This is a genomic window from Phenylobacterium aquaticum (assembly GCF_022695515.1).
Classification (GTDB): domain Bacteria; phylum Pseudomonadota; class Alphaproteobacteria; order Caulobacterales; family Caulobacteraceae; genus Phenylobacterium; species Phenylobacterium aquaticum.
In genome coordinates this window covers 65,886-91,205 of the sequence record NZ_JALDPT010000007.1, presented here as the reverse complement: position 1 = coordinate 91,205, position 25,320 = coordinate 65,886, and the positions used below count along the sequence as shown (strand labels likewise).

The 25,320-nt window shown below is 68.8% G+C and carries 20 protein-coding genes and 1 pseudogene; 6 read left to right on the top strand and 15 right to left on the bottom strand.

Annotated features, from left to right (window positions below):
* Positions 1–125: 125 nt before the first annotated feature.
* From MQH10_RS07365 to MQH10_RS07350, 4 genes are all read right to left on the bottom strand, one after another.
* Positions 126–3,152, bottom strand: a complete 3,027-nt coding sequence (locus tag MQH10_RS07365) for a TonB-dependent receptor domain-containing protein (RefSeq protein ID WP_242563422.1) — start codon at positions 3,150–3,152, stop codon at positions 126–128.
* A 273-nt stretch (positions 3,153–3,425) separates the two neighbouring features.
* Positions 3,426–3,899: an Lrp/AsnC family transcriptional regulator gene (locus MQH10_RS07360; RefSeq protein WP_242563421.1), complete on the bottom strand. Its 474-nt coding sequence runs from the start codon at positions 3,897–3,899 to the stop codon at positions 3,426–3,428.
* A 102-nt stretch (positions 3,900–4,001) separates the two neighbouring features.
* Complete coding sequence (locus tag MQH10_RS07355) at positions 4,002–4,352, bottom strand: helix-turn-helix domain-containing protein (protein ID WP_242563420.1); 351 nt, start codon at positions 4,350–4,352, stop codon at positions 4,002–4,004.
* On the bottom strand, positions 4,353–4,580 hold the full coding sequence (locus MQH10_RS07350; protein WP_242563419.1) for a hypothetical protein: 228 nt from the start codon (positions 4,578–4,580) through the stop codon (positions 4,353–4,355).
* A gap of 257 nt (positions 4,581–4,837) precedes the next feature.
* Between MQH10_RS07350 and MQH10_RS07345 the strand changes: the two genes are divergently transcribed.
* Positions 4,838–5,170, top strand: coding sequence for a hypothetical protein (locus tag MQH10_RS07345; RefSeq protein ID WP_242563418.1), 333 nt, complete (start codon positions 4,838–4,840; stop codon positions 5,168–5,170).
* A gap of 18 nt (positions 5,171–5,188) precedes the next feature.
* Here MQH10_RS07345 and MQH10_RS26735 read toward each other — a convergent pair whose 3' ends face one another.
* Positions 5,189–6,055: a MaoC/PaaZ C-terminal domain-containing protein gene (locus MQH10_RS26735; protein ID WP_242563417.1), complete on the bottom strand. Its 867-nt coding sequence runs from the start codon at positions 6,053–6,055 to the stop codon at positions 5,189–5,191.
* Between the two features lie 113 nt (positions 6,056–6,168).
* On the opposite strand from MQH10_RS26735, the gene MQH10_RS07335 reads away from it, so the two are divergent.
* Positions 6,169–7,758, top strand: a complete 1,590-nt coding sequence (locus MQH10_RS07335) for a class I adenylate-forming enzyme family protein (protein WP_242563416.1) — start codon at positions 6,169–6,171, stop codon at positions 7,756–7,758.
* 4 nt (positions 7,759–7,762) lie between these two features.
* Here MQH10_RS07335 and MQH10_RS07330 read toward each other — a convergent pair whose 3' ends face one another.
* From MQH10_RS07330 to MQH10_RS07315, 4 genes are all read right to left on the bottom strand, one after another.
* Complete coding sequence (locus MQH10_RS07330; RefSeq protein ID WP_242563415.1) at positions 7,763–8,392, bottom strand: TetR/AcrR family transcriptional regulator; 630 nt, start codon at positions 8,390–8,392, stop codon at positions 7,763–7,765.
* 73 nt (positions 8,393–8,465) lie between these two features.
* Positions 8,466–10,697: a S9 family peptidase gene (locus MQH10_RS07325; RefSeq protein ID WP_242563414.1), complete on the bottom strand. Its 2,232-nt coding sequence runs from the start codon at positions 10,695–10,697 to the stop codon at positions 8,466–8,468.
* Between the two features lie 137 nt (positions 10,698–10,834).
* Entirely contained in the window at positions 10,835–11,509 is a 675-nt protein-coding gene (locus MQH10_RS07320; protein ID WP_242563413.1) for a hypothetical protein, read from the bottom strand.
* A gap of 89 nt (positions 11,510–11,598) precedes the next feature.
* The gene (locus MQH10_RS07315) at positions 11,599–13,089 is read right to left on the bottom strand and encodes an FAD-dependent oxidoreductase (protein WP_242563412.1); all 1,491 of its coding nucleotides are present in this window, start codon (positions 13,087–13,089) and stop codon (positions 11,599–11,601) included.
* 62 nt (positions 13,090–13,151) lie between these two features.
* On the opposite strand from MQH10_RS07315, the gene MQH10_RS07310 reads away from it, so the two are divergent.
* A complete protein-coding gene (locus MQH10_RS07310) occupies positions 13,152–13,619 on the top strand; it encodes a MarR family winged helix-turn-helix transcriptional regulator (RefSeq protein ID WP_242563411.1) in 468 nt (155 codons plus the stop codon).
* 69 nt (positions 13,620–13,688) lie between these two features.
* Here MQH10_RS07310 and MQH10_RS07305 read toward each other — a convergent pair whose 3' ends face one another.
* On the bottom strand, positions 13,689–14,522 hold the full coding sequence (locus MQH10_RS07305) for an SDR family NAD(P)-dependent oxidoreductase (protein ID WP_242563410.1): 834 nt from the start codon (positions 14,520–14,522) through the stop codon (positions 13,689–13,691).
* Positions 14,523–14,663: 141 nt separating this feature from the next.
* On the opposite strand from MQH10_RS07305, the gene MQH10_RS07300 reads away from it, so the two are divergent.
* Both MQH10_RS07300 and MQH10_RS07295 read left to right on the top strand, forming a co-directional pair.
* Positions 14,664–15,257, top strand: a complete 594-nt coding sequence (locus MQH10_RS07300) for a DUF2939 domain-containing protein (RefSeq protein ID WP_242563409.1) — start codon at positions 14,664–14,666, stop codon at positions 15,255–15,257.
* Between the two features lie 59 nt (positions 15,258–15,316).
* Positions 15,317–15,694: a VOC family protein gene (locus MQH10_RS07295; RefSeq protein ID WP_242563408.1), complete on the top strand. Its 378-nt coding sequence runs from the start codon at positions 15,317–15,319 to the stop codon at positions 15,692–15,694.
* Between the two features lie 233 nt (positions 15,695–15,927).
* Here MQH10_RS07295 and MQH10_RS07290 read toward each other — a convergent pair whose 3' ends face one another.
* The 5 genes and pseudogenes from MQH10_RS07290 to ssuD all read right to left on the bottom strand — a co-directional run bounded on the left by MQH10_RS07290 (position 15,928) and on the right by ssuD (position 23,655).
* A complete protein-coding gene (locus MQH10_RS07290) occupies positions 15,928–17,298 on the bottom strand; it encodes an FAD-binding oxidoreductase (protein ID WP_242563407.1) in 1,371 nt (456 codons plus the stop codon).
* Between the two features lie 54 nt (positions 17,299–17,352).
* Positions 17,353–19,994 (bottom strand): annotated as a pseudogene (alaS, locus tag MQH10_RS07285) (alanine--tRNA ligase).
* 282 nt (positions 19,995–20,276) lie between these two features.
* On the bottom strand, positions 20,277–21,344 hold the full coding sequence (gene recA / locus MQH10_RS07280) for a recombinase RecA (RefSeq protein ID WP_242563406.1): 1,068 nt from the start codon (positions 21,342–21,344) through the stop codon (positions 20,277–20,279).
* Between the two features lie 163 nt (positions 21,345–21,507).
* Entirely contained in the window at positions 21,508–22,455 is a 948-nt protein-coding gene (locus MQH10_RS07275; protein WP_242563405.1) for an aliphatic sulfonate ABC transporter substrate-binding protein, read from the bottom strand.
* Between the two features lie 24 nt (positions 22,456–22,479).
* Positions 22,480–23,655, bottom strand: coding sequence for an FMNH2-dependent alkanesulfonate monooxygenase (gene ssuD, locus MQH10_RS07270; protein ID WP_242563404.1), 1,176 nt, complete (start codon positions 23,653–23,655; stop codon positions 22,480–22,482).
* 299 nt (positions 23,656–23,954) lie between these two features.
* Here ssuD and MQH10_RS07265 point away from each other — a divergent pair, with 299 nt between their 5' ends.
* Complete coding sequence (locus MQH10_RS07265) at positions 23,955–25,295, top strand: LLM class flavin-dependent oxidoreductase (protein WP_242563403.1); 1,341 nt, start codon at positions 23,955–23,957, stop codon at positions 25,293–25,295.
* The last annotated feature ends 25 nt before the right edge of the window (positions 25,296–25,320 follow it).

The following is a 25,320-nucleotide window of genomic DNA, read 5'->3' as shown; positions in this document are numbered from 1 at the left end:
GGAATTCCCCCGTAACTTTGTGACAAGGCGCGCAGCTAGACACCCATTTGGGCGGGGGGCAAGGGCGCAAGAAAAGAGCGGCGGATCGCTCCGCCGCTCTGGCCTTTCCGTACGCGGGGCAGGCTCTAGAAGGTCGCGGTCAGGCCCACGAAGAGGGTCCGGCCCAGGAGGTCATAGGTCGGATAGGCGTTGGGCGAACCGGTCTGGGCGATCAGCGAGGAGATGATCTGCGGGTCCTTGTCGAACACGTTGTTCACCCCGGCGCGGACCACGAAGTGGTCGCCCACGTTCCAGATCCCCGAGAGGTCCAGATAGCTCACCGCCTTCAGCTTGCCGTCGAACTTGTCGATGACGCCGTTGGTCAGGGTGGGGTCGGAGGTGTTGGTCTCCAGCTTCGCATCGCCGATGTAGCGCCACTGGGCCGACAGCAGCAGATCCCAGGGGGTCTGCCAGCTGCCGCGCAGGGTGTGGCGCCAGGTGGGGTTCACCGTTTGGCAGGTGGGGCCGTAGAGCCCGGCGCAGTCATAGGTGTGCGCCCCCGGCGTCGGCTGGACCTCGGCCTTCAAGAGGTAGGAGCCGATGAAGTTGAACTGCAGCCCGCCGTGGTCGCCCAGGCCGATGGCGTCGAGATTGACGTTGTAGCTGGCCTGGAAGTCGACGCCGGAATTGTGCGCCAGGCCGACATTGACCACCGTGCCGCGGACATAGCCGCCGGTGGCCTGGCTGGTGCCGAACAGGTTGCCGCTGGCCGTCCGCACCACGCCCGAGCAGAACAGCGGATTGCCGGTCGTCAGGCACTGGTTGACGGTGAAGACGAGCGGCACCGAGTTGATCTCGTCGGCGACCTTGATGTCCCAGTAGTCGACGCTGCCGGTGAAGCCGGTGAGCCAGGTCGGCCGCAGGGTGAAGCCCAGCGAATAGGTGTCGGCCGTCTCCGGCCGCAGGGCCGGGTTGCCGCCGTTCAGCACCGCGCACTGGCCGGCGGGGCACTGGACGATGCGGTTGGTGGAGCCGCCGTTGCCGTACTGGGCCGCGGTGACGCCGGTGTTCATGCATTGCTGCAGGGTCGCCGTCGCCGGGGTGGCCGCCGTGCCGGCGCAGGGGTCGGCCGCCAGCTGGCTGGTGTTGGTGACCGCCTGCGGGTTGAACAGCTCGATGATGTTGGGCGCACGGATCGCCCGCTGATAGGAGCCGCGGAACCGGATGTCCTCGATCGGCGACCAGTCGCCGCCGATCTTGTAGGTGTCGGCCGTCAGTCCGCTGGAATAGTCGGAATAGCGGTAGCCCAGCTCGAAGCTGAGGTTCTTGGCCATGGGCAGGTCGGAGGCCACCGGGACGCGCAGTTCGCCGAACACCTCGGTCACGCCCAGGCTGGCGTCGATGGGGGTCGAGGCGCCGCCGAAGCCGGACAGGTCGCCGGAGAGCGAGGCGGCGTCGGGCGCGAAGCGATAGTGTTCGCGACGGTCCTCGACGCCGAGCGCCACCCCCACCGGGTCATTGGCCCAGGGCGACTTGATCCCGAACTTGCCCAGATTGCCGGCCACGCTGGCGGAGACCACCGTCTGCTCGACCGTGCCCTCCTCGGTGCCGGTGGAGTTCAGATAGTTGATCTGGTCGGCGTTCACCCCGCCCTGGGTGAAGATGTTGTAGGGCACGCAGGAACTGTCGGCCCCGGTCACCTTGGCGACGCAGGTCGGCACGCCGCCGACATTGACCACCTGCAGGGCCTTCGCGATGCGCGAGAGGCTCAGGTAGTTGTGGTTCTCCTGGAACAGCGACGTGTAGTAATACTGGCCGTAGATGTCGTAGCGGAAGTCTTCGTACTCCGGCACGGCGCCCTTGATCCCAAACACCGCGCGATAGTTCTGGTGCTCATAGGCGCTGGCGCGCCCGCCGCCCTCGATGGCGCGACGACCGATCAGCAGCTCGACGCTGTCGCCGCTGGCGATCTGGGCCGGGGTGCAGATGGTGTTGGCCTGCTGGGCGCTGAGCAGGGGGTTGTTGCAGTTGACGAGGTCGCCGCCGCTCGGGCCCGCCCCGCCGCCTTCGAATTGGCCGGACGGCGCCACCTGGGTGGTGGACTTGTCGTCCATGAAGCTGAACTCGGAATAGAGGTTCAGGAACTTGCTGTAGTCGTAGTGGCCGGAGAAGCCCGCCGAATAGCGGGTGTCCTGGTGCTGCAGGTACTGGAACGGGTTGGAGTTGAAGAGGGCCGGCGGATCCGAGGCCGCCTGGGGCCAGGGCAGGAACTGATGGCCGACCACCGTCAGGGTGTTTCCGCTGTTCAGGTCGATGAACTGGTTTGAATTGGCCGAGCCGCTGCAGACCGGGGTGGTCGGGCCGCTGGCGGGACCGACATTGATCTTGCAGGCGGAATAGTCGCGGGTCCCCTGATTGACCGGGTCCTGCCGGTGATAGACCAGATAGCCGGTCAGGTTGCCCTTCCCGTCCGCCCCGTTCATGCCCATCACGATGGAGACGTCGCGGGAGCGGCCGTCCCAGCGGTCGCCGGGGATGGTGAAGCCCTTGGCCTTGAGCAGGCCCTGGGCGAGGTCGTTATGCTGCGAGTGCTGGGCCAGGCCCGTCTGCACGTCGATCTGCATGCCCTCGAAATTGTGCTTCATGACGAAGTTGACCACCCCGGCCACGGCGTCGGAGCCGTAGGTCGAGGAGGCGCCACCGGTCAGGACCTCGACCCGGTCGACCAGCTGGCCGGGGATCTGGTTTAGGTCGGGCGAGGGATTGTTGTTGCCGGTGTTGGCGTCGCCGATGCCGAGGCGCCGGCCGTCCACCAGGACCAGGGTCCGCTGGGGCCCCAGGCCGCGCAGGTCGGCGGTGGAGATACCGCCCGGCGAGGACAGCGGGTTGGAGGTGCCGGAGAAGTCGACCTGACTGTTCTGGTACTGCTGGGGCAGGTTGTTCACCAGTTCGATCACGTCGGTCTTGCCCTGGAGCTTGAACTCCTTGTCCGTGATCACCTGGACCGGGCTGGTGCTGGTCAGGTTGGGACTGGGAATCCGGGTGCCGGTGACCACCACCTCCTGGACTTCCGTGTCCGCCGCCCGGGCCGGGGCGCCGGCGAGCACGGCCATGGCCGCCCCGCAGATCATCGAGGAGGCCAACAGGCGCTCCCGCATGGCATTGGTTTTCAAGGTCAGAATCCTCCGGCGGCCCGCCGCGTCGATCCCGACGAACAGCGCCGCTCCCCAAACGAGCTTCGGTCCCGGGCGCGAACCTCGAACCCGGTTACAGGGGAGTTACGAGCGGATCATTGAAAGCGTCAATGTCGTTACAGAATTGACGGAATCTTGTTTGAGTCGTGTCGCGTTAAAGACACAAATTACGACCTATCTATTCTTAGATAAATTGATTTCACATCTGCAAGTATTTAGCCGACGTGCGGCCGCGGCGGCCCCCGCGACGGCTCAGGGCAGGATGGGCAGGGCCAGGCTCATCTTGGCGCGGCGCTTCACGAAGCTGGCCTCATAGCGGCGGACCACGGCGTGGCCGGCGATGTTGGCGTCGGCGAAGGCGTTGAACGCCTCCATGCTGCGGAAGGTGGCGACGCAGGCGATGTCGTAGACGCCGGAGATCTCCAGGCAGATCTGGACCTCCGGCGCATTGGCGAGCTGGGTGCGGAACTCCGCCACCACCGGCGGGGCGTGGCGCTCCAGCTGGACCAGGAGCAGCACGCTGATCCGCTCGCCGGTCAGGTCGGGAGCGAGGACCGAGACGTCGGCGGTGATCACGCCCGTGGCGCGATAGCTGCGGATGCGGCGCAGGATGGCCGAGGGCGACAGGTGGACGCGCTCGGCGAGATCCTGGGCGCTCGCCTGGTTGTTCTCCTGCAGGATCGACAGGATCCTGAGGTCGAGGCGATCGAGCTCGAAGTCAGACACCTGATCCCCTCCCCGGCTCTGGTTGATCTGGAAGCCCTGAGCGGCCGACGAAACACCTCGCCGGCCCTGTGAGGCCAGTTAACTAGCGTTCATCTGGGCGGTTCAGCGGGCGATGACGATCGCCTGGCGGATGACCTCGTCGAGCCGGGCCCGCGCCTGGCGCCCCGCCTCGGTGAGCAGGATCACCCGGCTGCGGCCGTCCTGCGGATTGAGGAAGGCCTCGACGAGGCCGAGCGCCGGCGGCCGCGCCCATTCCGAGCCCTCCGGCCCGAAGGTGCGGATGCTGCGCGAGGCGGTCGGCTCGGTCATGCGGCTGACATAGGCCAGCTCCTGGACGCTCAGCCCCTCGTTCTCGCAGGTGTAGAGGAAGGTGATGATCTCGTTGACGGTCACCGCCGGGCTGAGGGCGCGGAAGAAGGACAATCCCTCGAGCAGGGAATCCCTGGGCCGCATCTAGGACCGCTCGAAATAGTCGTTCAGCCGTCCGGTGGTCGCCGACCTGGGCAGGGGGCGGACCATGGGCTGGGACTTCCGCTGCCGGCGCTCGCGCATGCACAGGGTGGCCTCGGGATAGGCGTCCTTCACCAGCTTCAGAATGTCCTCCAGGCGGCGCTGATGGTCGGCGGCCTCGACATAGTCGCCGACCGTGAGCTCCACGGAGATCTGACCCCACAGCTTCATAACTCGCCTCGTACTGGTTGCTGTCTCACAGGCAACCAAACTAGGCGCGTTTCCGCGCCTGTTCCGAGCATTTAGAAGGTAGCCATTGCGCGAACGATCCGAAATTCGGCTTCAATTTCGCTTTCGCTGCGATGTTACGTCGATGGTACAGTCATTACATTGCTGTAATCCATCACGCCAGCCAGCATTTGCTTGATCACACCCGCCGATTCGTCACACTTAGGCGACACGGGCGAATGATTACAGGAAATTTATCAATGCGCCGCCGCAACGCGATGCTGGAAGCGTTGGAGTTGCTTCGCGAGGTCTATCCCGCCTTCACGGTCGGCCAGTTGATCGCCCTGCTGCATATCGCCGACGAGCAGGCGCCCCTGCCCCTGCCCGACCTCAGCCGCCGGGCGGACATGTCGCGCCACGCGGCCTGGAAGGCGGTGGCGGCCCTGGACGCCTCGCGCGCCGGCCAGGGCTTGGTCCAGGTGCGCCGCTGGACCATGGCCCCGATCATGGCCGGCGAGCTGACACCCAAGGGCGAGCGGCTGTGCGCGGCGCTCGACGCCATCATCGCCGAGGCGGTGACGATCGGGCCGTGAGCATGAGCCCAGGCGCGGTCAGAGCCAGGCGCAGCCCTGGCTGATGGCCGGCGCGCCGCTTTCGGTGCGGACCTCGAAGCGGATGGCGCCAGAGGGCGCGCGCTCGTGGCGCACGGTGATGGTTTCGCCCGGCGCCACCATGCCGGAGAACCGGCCGGTGATGCGCTTGAGCGCGCCCACATCATTCCCGCCATAGCGGCGCAGCAGGGTGAGGCCGGCGAGCGCCCAGGTGGCGGTGCCGTGCAGGATGATGTCGGGCAGGCCCGCCGCCAGGGCCACCGCCCGCTCGGTATGGATCGGGTTCCAGATGTCGGCGCACTCGGAATAGACGTGCGGCGCCGACCTCGAGATGGGGATGGCCACGGTCTCGGCGTCCGGCCCGGGGGCGGCAAGATCGTCGGCGTCCGGCGCATCGGGTTCGGCGAGGCTGGCGGCCTCCCCGGTCAGGGCGACGTCGCGATAGATCGAGGTGGTCCAGGTCGTGGTGACCGGCTCGCCCGAGGCGCGGTCGCGGGTGATGAGGCGCAGGACCACCAGGGCGCCGGAGCGAATGGCCTTGGCCTGGACCAACTGGCCCTCGGTGATCAGCTGATCGCCGGGCCGCATGGGCCGGTGGAAGGTGGAATCCTGGATGGCGTGGACGCCGCGCATGGCTTCCTGGGGCGACAGAACCTCCTTCACGGCCTCGCGCAGGGACAGGAGCACCGGCCATTCGAGCGAGACGCACTGGAACGGCAGGGCCCGCAGGCCCCCCGGCTGGGCGTCATTCAGATAGGCCGGCTCGTCCGCCCCGATCCCGGCCGCATAGGCCAGGATGCTGCGGGGGGTGATGTCGCGGGCGGCCGGGTTGAGATGGAAGCCGATCCGTTCGGTGGGAAAGGGCACGAGCGTCCTCCGGGTCCTGGGCCTGACGCGTCAGGCCGCCAAGGCTTGACACTATACAAATGTATAGTGACTGTTCAATGGCCTTCCGCCCGCCCGAACAGGAGCGCCCTGACATGAGTAAGCCCCCTGCCCAAGCCACCGGCCTGACGCTCCGGGACCTGTTTCGCGAGGTCGCGGCCCGTGCGCCCGAGGCCCTGGCCGTGGTGGACGGCGAGACGCGGCTGAGCTTCGCCGAGCTGGAGGCGCGGATCGACGCATATGCCAAGGCCCTGCTGAATCTGGGGGTCGCCCGCGGCGACCGGGTGGCGATGCTGGTCCCGCCCTCGCTCGACTTCTGGGTCGCCCTGCACGCGGCGACCTCGATCGGCGCCATCTGGGTGGGGGTCAATCCCCGCTATCAGCAGCGCGACTTCGCCCATCTCTTGGAGGACAGCGCGCCGGCCGTGCTGCTGGCGGTGTCGCCGTTTGACGACCGGGACTATTGCGCCGAGCTGCGGCCCCTGCTGCCGAACGCCTGCGCCATCGTCTGTCATGGAACGCCGAGCGCGGGCGCCCTGGCGCTGAGCGACGTCCTGGCGGCGGGCGCCGCCGTCTCCGACGCCGATCTGGCCGCGGCGCGGGCGCGGGTCGATCCTGAGGACGCGGCGGTGATCGTCTACACCTCCGGCACCACCGGCCGGCCGAAGGGGGCCATGCTGTCGCATCGGGCGATTGTCTCGTCGGCGCGGGCCAACGCCGCCTGGATGGGGGCCGACGATCTGGCGCGCAGCGTCTGCGCCGCCCCGGTCAATCATGTGGGCGCGATCAACAACATCTGCACCAATGTGCTGGCCGCCGGCGGGACGCTGATCTTCCACCCGCGGGTCGACCTGCCGGCGCTGGGCGCCCTGAGCCGCCAGGAGAAGCCGACCTATCTGGTCTCCTCGCCCACCGGCTTCGCAATGATGATGAGCAATCCGCGCAGCATCGGCGAGCGCCTGCGCCACACCCGGCTGATCGTGTTCGGCGGGGCCATGACCGCGCTCTCCGTCCTGGAGCAGATCGCGCCCTATGGGTCACGGCTGTCCTCGGTCTATGGGCAGACGGAGACCTGCGGGATCATCACCCACACCGATCCGGGCGACGCCCTGGAGGCGCACGCCGAGACCATCGGGCGGCCCCTGGCCGGGGCCGAGGCCCGCATCGCCGGCGCGGACGGCGCGGAGGTTCCTGTCGGCGAGACCGGCGAGATCCAGATCCGCGGGCCGCATGTGATGTCCGGCTATTTCCGCAATCCCCAGGCGACAGCCGAGGCCTTCACCGCCGACGGCTTCCTGCGCACCGGCGACCTGGGTCGGCGGCGGCCGGACGGCAATCTGGTGTTCGTCGGCCGGCTGAAGGAAATGTTCAAGTCGGGCGGCTACAATGTCTATCCGGTCGAGGTCGAGCAGGCGATCTGCGAGCACCCGGCCGTGGCCCTGGCCGCTGTCGTGCCGATGGATCACCCGACGTTCCAGGAGGTCGGCATGGCCTTCGTGGAGCCCAGGCCCGGCGCCAGCGTCACCGGCGACGAGCTGCGGGATTTCCTCAAGGCGCGGATCGCCAATTACAAGGTCCCCAAGGCCTTCGAGATCCAGGCCGAGCTGCCCAAGCTGCCCAATTCCAAGATCGACAAGATGAGCCTGCGGGCCCTGGCCGCGGAAAGGGCGACGACGGTCGCCTAGAGCTTCAAGTCTTGGGCGGGGCCACGCCGCGGACGATGAGGTTCATGTAGGCCCGGTGGCGGCGGCGCCAGGGCTCGCCGTCGAAGCCGGACTTGCCCGTCGCGCGGCGGATATAGGGGTCGAACAGCATGGTGCCGAGTTCGAGATACATCATCAGGAACGGCAGCCAGTCGCGGTCGACGTCGGCCGCCAGCTGACCGCGCCGGTCCATCCGGGCGGTTGTTTCCTGGACGATGGCGTAGAACCGGGCGAAAAGGGCGTAGCCCCAGTCGCTTTCCTCCAGCAGGGCGCGGCGGAAATAGCTGACTGTGTCGGGCCAGTCGTCCTGGTGGCGGCTGATCCAGTCATCGATGCTGGCGGCGAAGTCCTCGGCGGTGGCCGGCCCCTCGGCGCGCCGGCGCGGAGCGAGCGACAGGGCCTCCTCGAACTGGATCATGAAGGCGTCGTCGACGGCGGCCCTCAGCCCCTCCTTCGACCCGAAGTGGTGCTTGATCAGGCCGATGGAGACCTGGGCGGCGGCGGCGATCTCGCGCACCGTGACCGCGTCGAAGCCCTTCTGGCCGAACAGCTTCAGGGCGGCGGTGATCAGCCGCTGGCGCCCGTCGCCCGCCTCGCTGTCCGTCGCCTTGTCCAAGCGTCCTGCTCCTGTTCGCCGCCGCGCCCGCGATAGCATGACTCGGGCGCCGGCAGGGGTGAGCGGATGAGGGTTAGGGCGCGGGTGTCGGGGTCAGCTTGCGGGTGAAGAAGGCGATGGTCGCCTCGGTGCGGTGCTTGAGGTGGGCCTGGGTCCAGCCGGCGCGGTGGCGCAGGCCCGGATAGAGCATGGTCTCGAAGGCGATGGCCTTGGCCTGCAGGGCCGCCATCAGCCGGGTCGAGTTGTCGAAGGTGACATTGTCGTCGGCCATGCCGTGCATGAGCAGCAGGGCGTCCGGCTTGAGGCCGTCGACCCGGGCGGTGACCTCCGAGCCCGCATAGCCGGCGGCGTTGTCCTTGGGCGTGCCCATGTAGCGCTCGGTGTAGTGGGTGTCGTAGAGCGTCCAGTCGGTGGGCGGGGCGCCGGAGACGCCGGCCGCGAACGGGGTGTTGGGCGCGGTCAGCAGCATCAGGGTCATGTAGCCGCCATAGGACCAGCCGGTGACGCCGATGCGGGCGGGATCCACGTAAGGCAGGGTCTTCAGGTAGTTGGCGCCGGCGGTCTGGTCGGCGACCTCCCAGGTTCCGAGCTTGCGGTCGATGGCGGTCTTGAAGGCCACCGAGCGGTTGGGCGTGCCGTGGTTATCCAGGGTGAAGAGGATGAAGCCGGCCTCCAGATAGAGCTGGTCGGCGGGGTCGGCCCAGATCTTGCGGACCAGAGCGCTGCCCGGCCCGCCATAGACCTTGACGATGACCGGATAGCGCTTGGCGGGATCGAAGCCCGGCGGGGTGCGCATCATCCAGTGCAGGTCGGCGCCGTCACTGGCCTTGAGGGTCCCGAAGGTCGGGACGCGCAGGCGCTTTGCGTAGGGGAAATAAGGGTGGCCCTCGGCGAGCTCGTTGTGCTCGATCCAGCGGACCAGGGTTCCGTCGGCGCGATAGACGCCGGTCTGGGGCGGGGTGGCCGGATCCTCATAGGTGCCGGCGAAGGCGCCGCCAGCCTTGGCCACCTTCACCGTCCACCAGCCGCCGGCCTTGGTGATCGCCTTGGGCGCAGCATGGGCCTTGTAGGAGACCTCATAGAGCCGCCGTTCGATCGGCGTGTCCTTGTTGGCGGTGAAGATGACCACGCCGCGGACCTCGTCCACGCCCTGGATGGCGTCCACCGGCCAGTCGCCCTCGGTCACCTGGCGGACCAGCTTGCCGGTGGGGCCATAGAGATAGAGGTGCTTCCAGCCGGAGCGTTCCGAGGACCAAAGGAAGCCGCCGTCCTTCAGCGCCCGGAAGTCGTCGGAGAGGTCGATCCAGTGCGGGCTGGTTTCGCTCAGGATCACATGGGCGGCGCCGGTGGCGACGTCGACGGCCAGCAGGTCGAGGCGGCGCTGGTCGCGGGTCTCGCGCTGGACGTAGAGGGTCTTGCCGTCCTTGGCCCAGTCGACGCGGGCCAGATAGATGTCGGGATCGGGGCCCAGGTCGACCTTGACCCGCGCGCCGGTGGCGACGTCGGCGACATAGAGGTCGACCCGCGCATTGGGCCGGCCGACGCGGGGATAGCGCTGGCTGACGATGGTCGCGCCGGTCGGGCCGATGTCGGCCCGCTCGACCACATCGACGCCGGTCTGGTCGACATGGGTCAGAGCGATGCGGCGCTCGTCCGGGCTCCACCAATAGCCGGTCTGACGGTCCATCTCCTCCTGGGCGATGAACTCGGCGGTGGCCCAGCTCTTCAGCTCGCTCCCGTCGGTGGTCAGCGCCTTTTCCGCCCCGCCGCCGAGCGGCAGGACATAGAGATTGTCGGACCGCACGAAGGAGACGAAGCCGCCCTTGGGCGAGACCTTGGCGTCGATCTCGTCGTCGGTGGTGTTGGTCAGGCGGCTGACCTGGCCGTCGGCGCGGCTGTAGAGCCAGAGGTCGCCCTCGACCGGGACCAGGATGAAGCGGCCCTGGTCGTCCCAGTCATAGGCCACGACGCCGCGGGTCTGGACGCCCTGGCGCTCGCGGCGGCTCTTCTCGGCCTCGGAGAGCTCGCGGTCCTTGGGGATCAGGGCGCGGGCGTCGATCAGCAGGCGGGGCTCGCCACCCGCGATGTCGGCGGCCCACAGATCGGTCATGCGCGGATCGTCGGCCTTGGCCTTCAGATAGGTGGCGAGCGTGCCGTCGGGCGACAGGCTGACGCCGCGGGCGCGGGGCCCCGAAAGGTCCGGCGCGGCATATACCCGCTCGGCCGTCAGCTTCTGCGCATCCGCCGTACCCGCCATCGTCATCCCCAGAACCAGGCCCGCCAGGGCGCCCATCCACCGCGTCATCGTCAGACTCCCACGAAGGCGGCGATGTGACGGAGCGTCGGGCCGATTGGCAAGGGCCCGGCGGGGTCAGAAGCGCTTGTAGGTCGCCGCCAGATCGTCGGGCAGGGCCTGGACCTCGGGCGGCGCGCGCACGCCCGTCACCAGTTCGTTGAACAGGGTGGGCGGATTGTCGGGCCGACCTGGAGCTTCGCCTTCGGCAGGGCCTTTTCCGTGAGCCGCCACTGGGTGGGCGAGACCTTGCGGACCACGGCGTCGGTCTCCACCACCGGCCCCCTGGCGGTGGTGCGCGGGCAGCGGGCCTTGAGCTCGGTGTCGCTGACCCAGTCTTCCACATAGCAGTTGGACTTGAAGGCGAACTTCAGGTGCGGCGTGCGGGTGAAGTCCTCCAGACTGAAGCGGGCCTCATAGTCGTCGATGGCGAAGGTCTCGTGCTGGTTCACCAGCAGGACGCTCTTGCCCGGATTGAACTGACCCTCGATCATCCAGAACAGCCGCCCGGTCTCGTCGAACAGATAGTTCGGCTGGTCCCCGGCCTCCTCTTCGTCCTGGGGATTGGGATAGTTCGGGGACAGAGTGAAGACCGGCTTGGGGCCGGCGGCGGTCTTGATGACGGCGCCGCCCACTTCGATCCATTCGAGCGCGGCGCTGTTGGTGAACCGGGCGACCGGCTTGCCGCCCGCGGTCAGGGTGAGGACCGGGCCCTTGCGCACCACGGCGAGGACAGGGGCGGCGGCGTGAGCCGGGGCCGCGACGCCCGCGATCCACACCGCCAAAGCCAGTCCGGCGGCCGCTAGGCCGGTGTTCAAACGCATCATCATCTCGTCCCCCGAAGATGCGCCGATCTGACGAAGCGCGCCCCGTCCTGCAAGTGCGGGGCGCCCCAGATCCGGTTCGCACCGCCCTAGATCGACGGCGACAGCTCCAAACCCACGCGGGCGAGATAGCCGTCCAGGCCCGCGGCGGCGGCCGAGGCCAGGACAGCCCCGACATAGCCGTCCGGGCGGACCAGGATCGCCTCGTCGGATCCGAGGGCGTAGGCGTCCGCCAGGCATCCGGCCCTGTCCTGGATGTCGCCGCCGACGCGATGGATCGAAAGACCCTTGCGGGCGGCGGGGGCCGTGGCGGAGCCACCCAGGAGCAGGGTCCAATGCGGGCCCTTGAAGAGCTCGAACAGGCGAACCGGCTGTCCCGCGGCGCCGATCACCGGCGCGTCGGGCGCGCGATCGCCAGCGGCCAGGGCGCCACCCCGCGTGTCATGGGCCAAGGCGCCGCCACGATAGGACAGGTCCAGCTGGCTGACCTCCCGTCCGCGCTTGGACTCGCCCTGTTTCGCCGCATCGAGCAGACGGCCCGACAGGCCGAGAACCTCGGCGGCGACCGGCCGCCGCTCGGCCTCGTAGGAGTCCAGCACCGCGTCTGGCGCGCCAGACAGGCGCGCGGACAGTTTCCAGCCAAGATTGTAGGCGTCCTGCACGCTGGTGTTCAGGCCCTGGCCGCCGGTCGGCGGATGCACGTGGGCCGCGTCGCCGCAGAGGAACACCCGGCCTTCGCGATAACGGTCGGCGAGCCGCGCGCTCATGGTGAAGGCCGAGGCCCAATGCACCGCCGTGATGCGGATATCGTCGCGGCCGCTGCGCGCCGTGAGAATTGCGTTGAGCCCCGCGACGGAGAGATCGACCTCGCCCTCCAATGGGATCGGCGCCTGGAACTGGAAGAGATCCGTGCCCGGCAGGGGTCCCAGCCCGACCTGGCGCGCCATGTCGCCGTCGTTCCATTCGTGCCAGACCTCCCGATCCAGACCAGTCACCGCCACGTCGGCCCCGATGGCGCGGACCCCGAGGGTCTTTCCCGGAAAGCCGATGCCGAGCGCCCGGCGCACGAAGCTGCGTCCGCCGTCGGCGCCGATCAGATATCGGGCGCGCACGGTTTCCGGGCCCCGGGGTCCCATGAGGTTGGCGGTGACGCCTTCGTCGTCCTGGGTGAAGGCGGTCAGCTCGCAGCCGAACTCGACCACGCCGCCCAGTTCGGCGAGGCGGTCGCGCAGGACGGCCTCGGTCAGGAACTGCGGGACCATCAGGGCCCAGTGATAGGGCTCGGCCGGGCTGGCCGGGACCGGGTCGCTCATCAGCCTGTCGGTGAAGCCGCCGTCGGGCCGATAGTGGCGCTGGGGCGGGTAGAGGCCGCCCCTGGCCATCAGCTTGTCCAGGACGCCGAGATCCTCGAACACCTCCTGGCTGCGGGGCTGGACGCCCTTGCCCCGCGAGCCGTCGAAGGGCGTCTCGCGCTTCTCGATCAGCCGGAAGGACACGCCGCGACGGGCCAGGTCTATGGCCAGGGTCAGGCCGGCGGCGCCCGCGCCGCAGATCAGGATGTCGATGTCGGGGTTTGCCATAGCGACCTCATTGTGTGCATTATGCACATAAATAGGATCGCGCCATGACGTCAAGAAAAACCGTGCAAAATACACATATTGAGGCGCCGTTCCGCGTCCTGCACTCGGCCCTGGTGGACGTGACGGTGTTTATGAACCGGCCGCAGGCCGACGAGGCCATGCTGCGCGAGGCGGGAATTTCCCTGGACCGGGCCCTGTTCCCGCTGCTGCTCGGCATTGAGCGGTTCGGCCCCATAGGCGTGGTGGATCTGGCCGATCGGGCGGGTCGCGACCACACGACGGTCAGCCGCCAGGTCGCCAAGCTGGAGAGCCTGGGCCTGGTCGAACGGCAGGCGGACGCCCGGGACCGCCGGGTGCGGAACGCGGTCATTTCGCCCAAGGGCAAGGCCATGACCGACCAGGTCGACGCCGCGCGCATGCGCATGGCGCACGCCCTGTTCGAGGGATGGGACCCCGCCGATATCGAGCAGCTGTCGCGGCTGATGCGGCGCTTCGCCGATGGGATTGCGACGATGACGAAGGATGATTAGGGCCGTCGGGCCGAAAGAGCCCCTCACCCCGGCCCTCTCCCCACGACGTGGGGAGAGGGAGAAGAGGCGCTAAATCAGCGCGGAGGGCTCCAGGCCGAGTTCCTTGAGCAGGGGCTCGGCGTAGTCGACGCGGCCGGTCATGGTCGCGGGGTCGCCCTTGCTGAGCTGATAGACGGCTTCGGCGATATATTCGATCGGCTGGACGCGGTCCTTGGTGGCCTCGTTGATCAGGCCGTGGACGGCCACTCCGGGGGTGTCGACCAGGCCCGGCGAGACGACATTGACCGCGATCCCGTCGGCCTGGACCTCGGAGGCCAGACCCGTGGTGAACCGCTCCAGCGCCGCCTTGCACAGGCCATAGACCGTGCCGCCGCGGCTGCCGCGATAGGGCTTCTGCGGATGGATGCCGGCCGGCGAGGAGATGTTGACGATCCAGCCCTGTTTGCGCGCGATCATGCCCGGCAGCACCAACTGGGACAGGTGGAAGGGGGCGTAGACCTGGACCTCCATCATCAGCTTGAAGCGCTTCTCAGTGAACTCGACCACCGGCATGAAGAAGGTGATGGCGGCGTTGTTGATCAGGATGTCGATGGGGCCGAAGGTCGCCTCGGCTTCCTCGACCAGCCGCTCGCGTTCGCTGGCCTGGGCGAGATCGGCCTTGATGAAGGCGACCTGGCCGCCGGCGGCGCGGATGTGTTCGACGGTCTCGGCGAGCGTGCCGGGCAGGCGGCTCTCGCCCTCCTCCGCCGTGCGGGCGGAGACGACGACGCGTGCGCCTTCCATGGCGAGCCGGGCGGCGATGGCCGCGCCGATGCCGCGGCTGGCGCCGGTGACCAGGGCGGTCTTGCCCTTCAGCGTTCCGTTCGGGTTGATTTTGGGCGCAATGGCGCTGTCGCTGGACATCAAATAGGGCCCTCCCCGGGCCTCGTTATGGTTCAAACAATGGAGCGAGCCTCGCGCCGTTGGGACGCGCGCGCAAGCCGCCCGGCTCGCCTGATGGGCGGAAAGGCTGGTTGCGCGGCCAGGGCGTGTTAATCCTTTCCCATGAGCAAGCGAGATCGCGAGGCGGGCGGCATGGCGCGCAACTTCTTCAACCTGATCTTGGTGCTGCTGCTGATCGCGGCCTCCGCCTTCCTGGCGGCGCCCTGGTTCGCCTTCCGCGCCCTGAAGGCCGACGCTCGCGACGGCGACGCCCAGGGCCTGGCCGAACTGATCGACTACAACGCCGTGCGCGCCTCGCTGAAGGCCCAGCTCACCGACCAGCCGGCGCCGGCCACCCCGCCGCCCAGCGTCTGGACCGATCCGCTGGGCGCCCTGCGCCAGGCGATCCAGCCGCTCACCCCGCCGCCGCCGGCGGTGGAGCGCTATGTCAGCGTCGAGGGGCTGCACGCGCTCACCCGCGGCTACGCCCCCGGCAAGGCCCCGGCCGAGCCCCCGCCGCCCGCGACCTTCAAGGCCCATGTGGAGGCCGCGCTGCACCAGAACTGGCCGCGCACCCAGTTCTGGGACCCGAACCGCACGCGGCTGGCCGTGAAGGACCCGGGCGCCCCGGAGCGCGAGACGGTGTTCACCTTCGAGCGCAAGGGCTGGTTCAGCTGGAAGCTGGTCAACATCAAGCTGCCGCCTAAGACGAAATAGTTCTTGTTTTGTTCCCTTCGTGAGCTAGGCTGCCGGCCTGTTCAGCGGAGGAACCGAACATGATCGGCTATGTCACCATCGGGGCGCTCGACGTCGAGGCGTCCCTCCCCTTCTATGACGCGGTGTTCGGGGCGATGGGCCGCGAGCGCAGCTTCTTCCAGGGCGGCTGGGCCGGCTATGGCCCCAAGGGCGCCGACGCCGACACCTATATCTGCCCGCCCTTCGACGGCGAACCGGCGCGGGCCGGCAACGGGATCATGATCGGCTATCTCGCCCCGTCGAAGGAGGCCGTCGATGCGGCCCACGCCGCGGCGCTGTCGGCCGGCGGCCAGGACGAGGGCGCGCCGGGGCCGCGGCCGCCCGAATCGACCAGCTTCTACGGCGCCTATTTCCGCGACCCGACCGGCAACAAGCTCTGCGTGTTCGCGCGGACGTGAGGTTGGGGGGCTGGGTAGACGTTTCCGCATCCTTCTCCCCTTGAGGGAGAAGGTGGCCCTGCGGAGCAGGGTCGGATGAGGGGTCGATGGGCCTCTCCACCGCACAGCACCAACGTCGACGGAGAGTTCTGAGAGACCCCTCATCCGTCGTCCAGTCGGACGACACCTTCTCCCGCAAGGGGAGAAGGACGGCACTTGCACGCGACCTGGGTTGTGTGGAGGGAACAGCCCCCCTACCCCGCCAGCACCTTGCCGGGATTGAGGATGTTCTTCGGGTCGAGCGCGGTCTTCAGGGTGCGCATCACCGCGATCTCGGCGGGGTTGCGGGTCCAGCCGAGATAGTCGCGCTTCTGCAGGCCGATGCCGTGCTCGGCGGAGATCGAGCCCTGCTGGGCCCGGACCAGGCCGTAGACGATCTCCTCAATCGCCGCGCGGGCGTCGCGGTCTCTCAGGCTGACGATCAGGTGCAGATTGCCGTCGCCCAGATGGCCGAAGACCACCAGGCGGGTCCCGGGGCAGCGGGTCTGGAGCGCGGCCTCCAGCTCGGCCACGTAGGTCTCCATGGCCGAGATCTTCAGGCTGACGTCGAAGGTCAGGATCGGCCCGTCGCGGGCGACCTGGGCGACGTCGTCGCGCAAGGCCCAGATCGCCTTGGCCTGGGTCTCGGAGCGGGCAAATACCGCGTCGGCGATCAGGTCCAGTTCGGCGGCCTCGGCCAGGGCGGCCTCCAACCGCTCGGCGTCAGCGGCCGGATCGGCGCCCAGGGTCTCGACCAGGACGTAATAGGGATAGTCGCCGGACAGCAGCGGGCGGCCCTTGGCGGGTTCGGTGGTGACGAGGTCGTGGAAGCTCTTCCACATCACCTCGAAGGCCGAGAGGGTTCCGCCGAGCCGGCGTTCCAGATGGCGCAGCAGCCGCGGCAGGTCGTCGAAGCGCTCCACGCCCAGCAGGGCGACGTCCTGGCTGAGCGCCTGGGGCCGCAGGCGCAGCACCGCGCGGGTGACGACGCCGAGCGTGCCCTCCGAGCCGATGAACAGCTGCTTGATGTCATAGCCGGCGTTGTTCTTGATCAGGCCGTTCAGGGCGGTGACGACCGTGCCGTCGGCCAGCACCGCCTCCAGCCCCAGCACCATGTCGCGCATCATGCCGTAGCGCAGGACCCGGTTGCCGCCGGCATTGGTGGAGATGGTCCCGCCAATGGTGGCCGAGCCACGCGAGCCCAGGTCCAGGGGCAGCAGCAGATGGCGCGCCTCGACGGCCTCGCAGGCGGTCTGCAGGGGGCAGCCGGCTTGGACCGTCAGGGTCGAGGCCTCGACATCGATCTCCTCGATGGCGGTCATGCGCTCCAGGGAGAGCGCCAGCGCCCCCTCGGCCTGGGCGCCGTCGACCAGGCCGGTGCGCCCGCCCCAGGGGACGACGGCCGCGCCGGCCGCATGGGCGATCTTCAGCGCCGCGGACACCTCGGCGGTGGAGGCCGGCCGCAGGATGCCCAGGGGGACGCCCAGCCGCGACCAGGTCTGGGCGGCGGCGTCACGGGCGTCGTCACCCGCCAGCACGCCCCGGTCGCCGAGCGCCGCACGCAGTTTCGAAATCAGATCGTCCATGCCGTCCTCCCGCGCGCACCATGGCGCGCGGGGGCGGTGAGGCCGTGATCCAGGTCAAGTCAGCCGGACGGCGGCCTTGATGGCGTCCAGGCCCTCGCTGGCCTTGGCGCCGTCGGGGCGCCGCCCTGGGCGAAGTCGGGCCGGCCGCCCGCGCCCTGGCCGCCCATGGCGATCACGGCGGCCTTGGCCAGATCGACGGCCGAGAACTTGCCCGCCGCCGCGCCGGTGACGGCCACGGTCACCGCCGCCTTGCCGTCGGCGACGCCGACCAGGGCGATGATCCCGTCGGTCACCTGCTTCTTGAACTCCTCGGCGATGGGGCGCAGGTCCTTGCCGCCGACGCCGTCCATGATCCGAGCCATGACCTGGACACCGGCGATCTCCTCGATCGCCGCCGGGGCCGCGCCGCCGCCACCGCCCATGGCGAGCTGGCGCTTGGCGTCGCCCAGTTCCTTTTCCAGCTTGCGGCGCTGGGCCTCCAGGGCGTCGACCCGGGCCAGGACCTCGGAGACCGGGGTCTTGAACTGGTCGGCCAGGGCCTTGGCGACGCCGGCCTGTTCGGTCAGCCAGCGGCGCGCCGCCTCGCCGGTCAGGGCCTCGATGCGGCGAATGCCGGCGGCCACCCCGCCTTCGGAGATGATCTTGAACAGCGCGATGTCGCCGGTGCGGGCCACATGGGTGCCGCCGCACAGTTCGACCGAATAGGCGCCCTCGCCTTCCAGCGCCTGGCCAAGCGTCAGCACCCGGACCTTGTCGCCGTACTTCTCGCCGAACAGGGCCATGGCGCCGGCTTCGATGGCCTTGTCAGGGGCCATCTCCTCGGTCACGGCCGGCAGGTTCTGGCGGATCACCGCATTGACCTCGGCCTCTATGGCCTCGATCTCGGCCGGTGTCAGCGGGCCGCCATGGCTGAAGTCGAAGCGCATGCGCTCGCCATCGACCAGCTGGCCCTTCTGGGAGACGTGCGGGCCCAGCACATGGCGGAGCGCCGCGTGCACCAGGTGGGCCGCGGAGTGGTTGGAGCGGGTGGTCAGCCGGCGCTCGGCGTCGACCGCCAGGCGGGCCTGATCGCCGACGGTGAGGATGCCCTCGGTCACCTCGATCTCGTGCACGAAGAGGTCGCCGGCCTGCTTCTGGGTGTCCAGCACCTTGCCCTTGCCGTCGGCCCATTCGACCTCGCCGGTGTCCCCGGCCTGGCCGCCGCTCTCGGCGTAGAAGGGGGTGCGGTCGAACACCGCGAACACGGTCTTGCCGGCGCCCGCCTCGGTGATCTCGGCGCCGTCGGCCACGAGGGCCTTCAGGGCGGCCGTGGCCTCGACGGTGTCATAGCCGATGAAGTCGGTGGCCCCCAGGCGCTCGCGGATCGCGAACCACTCGCCCGACGCCGCCGCCTGGCCGGAGCCGGACCAGGCCTCGCGGGCCATGTCCTTCTGGCGCTTCATGGCCACGTCGAAGGCGTCGAGATCGACGGTCAGGCCCTTGGCGCGGACCGCGTCCTGGGTGAGGTCGAGCGGGAAGCCGTAGGTGTCGTAGAGCTTGAAGGCCACGTCGCCAGACAGGACCCCGCCTTCCGGCAGGTTGGCGGTGGCCTCGTCCAGCAGGGCCATGCCGCGGCCCAGCGTGCGGCGGAAGCGTTCCTCCTCCTGGCGCAGGGTCTCGACGATCACCGGCTCGGCGCGGCGCAGTTCCGGATAGGCCTCGCCCATCTCGGCCACCAGCACGGGGGCCAGGCGGTGCATCAGGGGCTCCTGCGCCCCCAGCAAGTGGGCGTGGCGCATGGCGCGGCGCATGATCCGGCGCAGCACATAGCCGCGGCCTTCGTTCGACGGCGAGACGCCATCAGCGATCAGGAAGCTGGTCGAGCGCAGGTGGTCGGCGATGACCCGGTGCGAGGCGATGTCGCCGCCGTCGCCGACCAGGGCCTGGGAGGCCGCGATCAGAGTGCGGAACAGGTCGATGTCATAGTTGTTGTGCACGCCCTGCAGGACGGCGGCGATGCGCTCCAGGCCCATGCCGGTGTCGATCTGCGGCTTGGGCAGCGGCTTGCGCGTGCCGTCGGCGAACTGCTCGAACTGCATGAAGACCAGGTTCCAGATCTCCACGAACCGGTCGCCGTCCTCGTCCGGGCTGCCGGGCGGGCCGCCGGGGATGTGGGCGCCGTGGTCGTAGAAGATCTCCGAGCACGGACCGCAGGGTCCGGTGTCGCCCATCGACCAGAAATTGTCGTTGGTGGAGATGCGGATGATCTTCTCGTCCGGCAGGCCGGCGATCTTCTTCCACAGGTCCGCGGCCTCATCGTCGGTGTGATAGACGGTGACGCAGAGCTTCTCGGGCGGAAGCTTGAAGACCTCGGTCAGCAGGGTCCAGGCGTGGGTGATCGCGCCTTCCTTGAAATAGTCGCCGAAGGAGAAGTTCCCCAGCATCTCGAAGAAGGTGTGGTGGCGGGCCGTGTAGCCGACATTGTCGAGGTCGTTGTGCTTGCCGCCGGCGCGCACCGACTTCTGCGACGAGGCCGCGCGCGGAGCCGGAGCGGTCTCGGCGCCCGTGAAGTAGTTCTTGAACGGCACCATGCCGGCATTGACGAACAGCAGGGTCGGATCGTTCTGCGGCACCAGCGGAGCCGAAGGGATGATCAGGTGCTCCCGCTCGCGGAAATAGTCGAGGAAGGTGGCGCGGATCTCGTTGAGGCTCGGCATGGCTCTGAAACGCTTGGGGTCGAAATGGGAGGTCCCGCCGCGCTGGTGCTGCGCTGCGGAAAGGGGACCGTTTACGAAACTTGGGCGCGCTCGCCAAAGAAAAAGGACGTCCGGACGCGGAGGTCCGGAGTCCTGGCCCGACGGACAGCCGCGCGGGGTCCTAAGCGCCAGGCTTGAGGACAGCGGGGTTGGCGGCGCCTCCCGAAGCCACAGGCGCCGGAACGGCCATCCGTCGGGATCTCTGGAGAGAGATCTTGAGAGGTGACAGACGCCCGCGGGCGCCTATTCGTCGTCGGTCTCGGAGGGGCCGACCAGCAGCTCTTCCTCGATGACGTCCTTGGCGCCGCGGACCTGGGCCTCGATCTGGCTGGCGATGTCGGGATTGTTGCGCAGGAACTCGCGCACATTGTCCCGACCCTGGCCGATCCGCTGGCTGCTCCAGGAGAACCAGGAGCCGGATTTCTCGATCACCCCGGCCTTGACGCCGAGATCGATGATCTCGCCCAGCTTGGAGATGCCCTCGCCATACATGATGTCGAACTCGACCTCGCGGAACGGGGGCGCGACCTTGTTCTTGACCACCTTCACGCGGACATTGTTGCCGACGATCTCGTCGCGGACCTTGACCGAGCCGGTGCGGCGGATGTCGAGGCGGACCGAGGCGTAGAACTTGAGCGCATTGCCGCCCGTCGTGGTCTCCGGCGAGCCGTACATCACCCCGATCTTCATGCGGATCTGGTTGATGAAGATGACCAGGGTCTTGGCCTTGGAGATCGAGGCGGTCAGCTTGCGCAGCGCCTGGCTCATCAGGCGGGCCTGAAGGCCCGGCAGGCTGTCGCCCATCTCGCCTTCGATTTCCGCCCGCGGCGTCAGGGCCGCGACGGAGTCGATGACGATGATGTCGATGGCGCCCGAGCGCACCAGGGTGTCGGTGATCTCCAGGGCCTGTTCGCCGGTGTCCGGCTGGGAGACCAGGAGCTGATCCAGATTGACGCCCAGCTTCTTGGCGTAGGCGGGATCGAGCGCATGCTCGGCGTCGACGAAGGCGGCGGTGCCGCCGGCCTTCTGGACCTCGGCCACCACGTGCAGGGCCAGAGTGGTCTTGCCGGAGCTTTCCGGCCCGTAGATCTCGACAATCCGGCCCTTGGGCAGACCGCCGATCCCGAGCGCGATGTCCAGGCCCAGCGACCCCGTGGAGACGGCTTCGACCTCCATGGTGGCCTTGTCGCCCAGCTTCATCACCGAGCCCTTGCCGAACGCCCGGTCTATCTGAGCCAGCGCCGCTTCGAGCGCCCGCTGCTTATCGCCTTCTTCTCTTGCCACGAGCTTCAACGCCGATTGGTTAGACATGATGGGCGCTCCTTATTCCATGATTCCGCCAACCCGACCGGCCGCAGTTCGCCGCGCCCCGTCAGGACTCATGGGTACCCGCTTTGTTCTCTGTTCGCAAGATGTTCTCATCGCGGACTACGTCCGGAATTGACGCAGAACGTCGAGGCGGCCCTTCGCGGACCTAGCCCTTCCAGCCCAGCCAGGCGGCGTCGCGCACCCGGACAGCCGCCGGGATCGCGCCGATGGCGTGGAAGGTGTCGGCGACCTGTTGCTGGCCGGCTAGGATGGCGTCGTCGAGGGGATCGACGGCGTAGCGGCCGCGGCGCAGCGCGGCCTGGGCGATGTCGGCGGGCAGGCCGGTGGCGGCGGCGATGATCTGGGCCACCTGGTCGCGGTGCGCCTGGCCCCAGTCGGCGTGGATCTTCAGCGCGGCGAGCAGGGCCTTGAGCGCGTCGGGCGAGCCCTCGGCGAAGCCGCGGGTGGCGATATAGAACGAGCTGGTCTTGGGCAGGTGTTCGCCGGTGACCAGGGCGCGGGCCTGCTGGTCGCGCTGGGCCAGGGCATAATAGGGGTCCCAGGTCGACCAGGCGTCGATGGCGCCGGAGGCGAAGGCGCCGGCCGCGTCGCCGGGGCTGAGCTGGATCGGCTGGATGTCGGCGAGCGTCAGGCCGGCCTGCTTCAGGGCCTCGACCACGAACAGGTGGGCGGAGCTGGCCTTGGTGAAGGCGACGCGCTTGCCCTTGAGCTCGGCGACCGACTGGATCTGTGAGGCCTTGGGAACCAGCAGGGCCGAGCCCGCGCCGGTGACCGGCTGGGCCGCGACATAGACGATGGGGGCGCCGGCGGCCTGGGCGAAGACCGGCGGGCTCTCGCCGACCAGGCCGAAATCGACGGCGCCAGCGGCCATGGCCTCGATCATCGGCGGGCCGGACGGAAACTCCACCCACTGGACCGCCCCGGCGACGTCCTTGAGCGCGACGTCGAGCCCGCCGCGCGCCTTGGCGAGGAAGGGAACGCCGCTCTTCTGAACGCCGATGCGGATGGGCTTGAGGCCCTTTGCGGGCGCGCAGGCGCTGAGCGCCACGGCGCCCGCGCCGAACATCAGGGTCCGGCGCGACCAGAGAGACATGGAAGTTCCTTGGAGGTTTGAACGCTAGGACGGCCCGGCGGCGACCTGGCCGCCGTGGGAGAAATAGACTCCGGCCTCCCCGGCCCGACCGGCCCGGACCTTGGCGCGGGGCGCCGCGTCGTCATTGGCGGCGATATTGAGCTTGGGGAACAGGAGCTCGGCGGTGCGATAGGCCTCTTCCAGGTGCGGATAGCCGGACAGGACGAAGGTCTCGACGCCCAGCGCCCGGTATTCCGCGATGCGCTCGGCGACGCTGTCGGCCGAGCCGACCAGGGCGGTGCCCGCCCCGCCGCGTACCAGGCCGACCCCGGCCCAGACATTGGGATAGATCTCCAGCTTGTCGCGCCGCCCGCCGTGCAGGGCGCGCATGCGGGCCTGGCCGACGGAGTCCTGCGCCGCCTGACCGGCCTGGGCCTTGGCGATGACGTCGTCGTCGAGGCGGCTGATCAGGCGGTCGGCCTCCGCCCAGGCCTCGGCGTCGGTGTCGCGGACGATGACATGGAAGCGGGCGCCGAACCGCACCTGGCGGCCCGTGACGTCGGCGAGGCGACGGATCTGGTCGAGCTTCTCGGCCACCTGGGCCGGGGGTTCGCCCCAGGTCAGATAGTGGTCGATGTGGTCGGCGGTGACCTGCAGGGCCGGATCGGACGAGCCGCCAAGAAACAGCGGCGGACCGCCCTGCTGCACCGGCGGGAACAGCAGCTCCGCGCCCTCGACCTTGAGGTGCTGGCCGATGAAGTCGACCTTTTCGCCGGCCATCAGCCTGCGCCAGATGGTCAGGAACTCGTCGGTCAGGGCGTAGCGGTCGTCATGGCTGACGAAGACGCCGTCGGCGGCCAGTTCCGGCGCGCTGCCGCCGGCCACCACATTGATCAGCAGCCGCCCGCCGCTGACCCGGTCGAGCGTCGCGGCCTGGCGGGCGGCGAACAGGGGCGAAGTCACCCCGGGCCGCACCGCGACCAGGAACTTAAGCCGTTGCGTCAGGGGCGCCAGCGCGCTGGCCACGACCCACGAGTCCTCGCAGGTGCGCCCGGTCGGCAGCAGCACGCCCTCGAAGCCCAGCCGGTCGGCGGCCTGGCCCACCTGGGCGAGGTAGCTGAAATCGGTGATGCGGGACTGGTGCCCCACCCCCAGCCAGCGGCCGTCGCCATGGGTGGGAATGAACCAGAAGGGGCGGACGGCGTCGTCGCGTTGGGACATGGGCGTTGTGGACCGGTGTTGAACCTGACCCCAGTTATCCGCCGGCCGCGCCCGCCGGGGCGACCGAGTTTTTCTTCCCCGACTATGAGATTTGAAGATATTTCAATGGCTCATCACCCATATGAGCATCACAACTGTGCTCTGTAATCACGACCCGAATTCGCCTCTGTCGCCGGTGATCGAGGCCTTCTTGCGATTAGAAATCATGAGCGCTGATGAGTCTCATGACCAATACTCCATGGATGACGGCCTGACCGCCTGACAACTGTCCCGCCAACCTAAACCTCGGAGGCGGCGACATGTCGAACCCACGCAAGATCAAGCTCGGTTTCATACTGCACGGGGTCGGCCCCGGCTGGGGCGACTGGCGTCATCCAGACGCCCAACCCACCGCCAGCACCGACTTCGCCTTCTATCGCCGCCAGGCCCAGGTGGCCGAGGCCGGCAAGTTCGACTTCGTGTTCGTGGCCGACAGCGTGTTCATCACCGAGAAGTCGAGCCCGCACTATCTCAACCGCTTCGAGCCGCTGACCATCCTCTCGGCCCTGGCCGGCGCCACCGATCATATCGGCCTCGTGGCGACCGTGACCTCGAGCTACACCGAGCCCTATAACGCCGCGCGCCAGTTCGCCTCCCTCGACCATATCAGCCACGGCCGGGCCGGCTGGAACGTGGTCACCTCCTGGCTGGAGGGCAGCGCCCAAAACTATTCCAAGGACCATCACTACGCCCACGACCTGCGCTACCGGCTGGCGGGCGAGCATCTCGACGTGGTCCAGGGGCTGTGGGATTCCTACGAGGACGACGCCCTCGTCCATGACAAGGCCACGGGCCAGTTCATCGACCCGGCCAAGCTGCATGCCCTCGATCACAAGGGCGAGTTCTTCCAGGTGAAGGGGCCGCTCAATATCGCCCGCTCGCCCCAGGGCCAGCCGGTGATCTTCCAGGCCGGCGCCTCGGAGGACGGCAAGACCTTCGCCGCCAAGCGCGCCGACGCCATCTTCGTCTCCCACAATGAGCTGCAGGAGGCCCAGGCCTATTACGCCGACCTCAAAGCCCGCGCGGCCGGCGCCGGGCGCGATCCCGACCAGGTGGTGGTGCTGCCGGGCGTCCGGCCCGTGGTCGGCGCGACGCCGGAGGCGGCCGAGGCCAAGTATCAGGAGCTGGCCAATCTGGTCTCGATCGAGAACGCGCTCTCGATGCTGGGCCGGCCGTTCAACGACTATGACTTCTCGCGCCACGACCTGGATGCGCCCTTCCCGCAGGAAGTCGCCGAGCACGGCGCCAACAGCAATCAGAGCGCCTCGCTGAAGATCCTGGCCGCCGCGCGGGAGGAAGGCCTGACCCTGCGCCAGGTCGCCCTGCGCTTCGCCACCCCGCGCAGCAATTTCGTTGGCACGCCGGAGCAGGTCGCAAACGCGCTGCAGACCTGGTTCGAGGCCCGCGGCGCCGACGGCTTCATGGTCTTCGAGTCCCTGCCCGGCCAGCTGGAGGTGTTCGTCGAGACCGTCGTGCCGATCCTGCAGGCCCGCGGGCTCTACCGGACCGAATACGAGGGCACGACCCTGCGCGAGAGCCTGGGTCTCGACTTCCCCGTCAATCGCCACACGGCGGCCCGGAGCCGGACCGCCGCGGCGTGACGATCGGGGGCGCCTGTCAGAGGAT

Bases quoted from the DNA above. Each gene is read 5' to 3' on its own strand.
- MQH10_RS07355 (WP_242563420.1), bottom strand. From the start codon at position 4,352: ATGCGGCCCAGGGATTCCCTGCTCGAGGGATTGTCCTTCTTCCGCGCC.
- MQH10_RS07350 (WP_242563419.1), bottom strand. From the start codon at position 4,580: ATGAAGCTGTGGGGTCAGATCTCCGTGGAGCTCACGGTCGGCGACTAT.
- MQH10_RS07345 (WP_242563418.1), top strand. From the start codon at position 4,838: ATGCGCCGCCGCAACGCGATGCTGGAAGCGTTGGAGTTGCTTCGCGAG.
- MQH10_RS07335 (WP_242563416.1), top strand. From the start codon at position 6,169: ATGAGTAAGCCCCCTGCCCAAGCCACCGGCCTGACGCTCCGGGACCTG.
- MQH10_RS07325 (WP_242563414.1), bottom strand. From the start codon at position 10,697: ATGACGCGGTGGATGGGCGCCCTGGCGGGCCTGGTTCTGGGGATGACG.
- MQH10_RS07320 (WP_242563413.1), bottom strand. From the start codon at position 11,509: ATGCGTTTGAACACCGGCCTAGCGGCCGCCGGACTGGCTTTGGCGGTG.
- MQH10_RS07315 (WP_242563412.1), bottom strand. From the start codon at position 13,089: ATGGCAAACCCCGACATCGACATCCTGATCTGCGGCGCGGGCGCCGCC.
- MQH10_RS07305 (WP_242563410.1), bottom strand. From the start codon at position 14,522: ATGTCCAGCGACAGCGCCATTGCGCCCAAAATCAACCCGAACGGAACG.
- MQH10_RS07300 (WP_242563409.1), top strand. From the start codon at position 14,664: ATGAGCAAGCGAGATCGCGAGGCGGGCGGCATGGCGCGCAACTTCTTC.
- MQH10_RS07295 (WP_242563408.1), top strand. From the start codon at position 15,317: ATGATCGGCTATGTCACCATCGGGGCGCTCGACGTCGAGGCGTCCCTC.
- MQH10_RS07290 (WP_242563407.1), bottom strand. From the start codon at position 17,298: ATGGACGATCTGATTTCGAAACTGCGTGCGGCGCTCGGCGACCGGGGC.
- recA (WP_242563406.1), bottom strand. From the start codon at position 21,344: ATGTCTAACCAATCGGCGTTGAAGCTCGTGGCAAGAGAAGAAGGCGAT.
- MQH10_RS07275 (WP_242563405.1), bottom strand. From the start codon at position 22,455: ATGTCTCTCTGGTCGCGCCGGACCCTGATGTTCGGCGCGGGCGCCGTG.
- ssuD (WP_242563404.1), bottom strand. From the start codon at position 23,655: ATGTCCCAACGCGACGACGCCGTCCGCCCCTTCTGGTTCATTCCCACC.
- MQH10_RS07265 (WP_242563403.1), top strand. From the start codon at position 23,955: ATGTCGAACCCACGCAAGATCAAGCTCGGTTTCATACTGCACGGGGTC.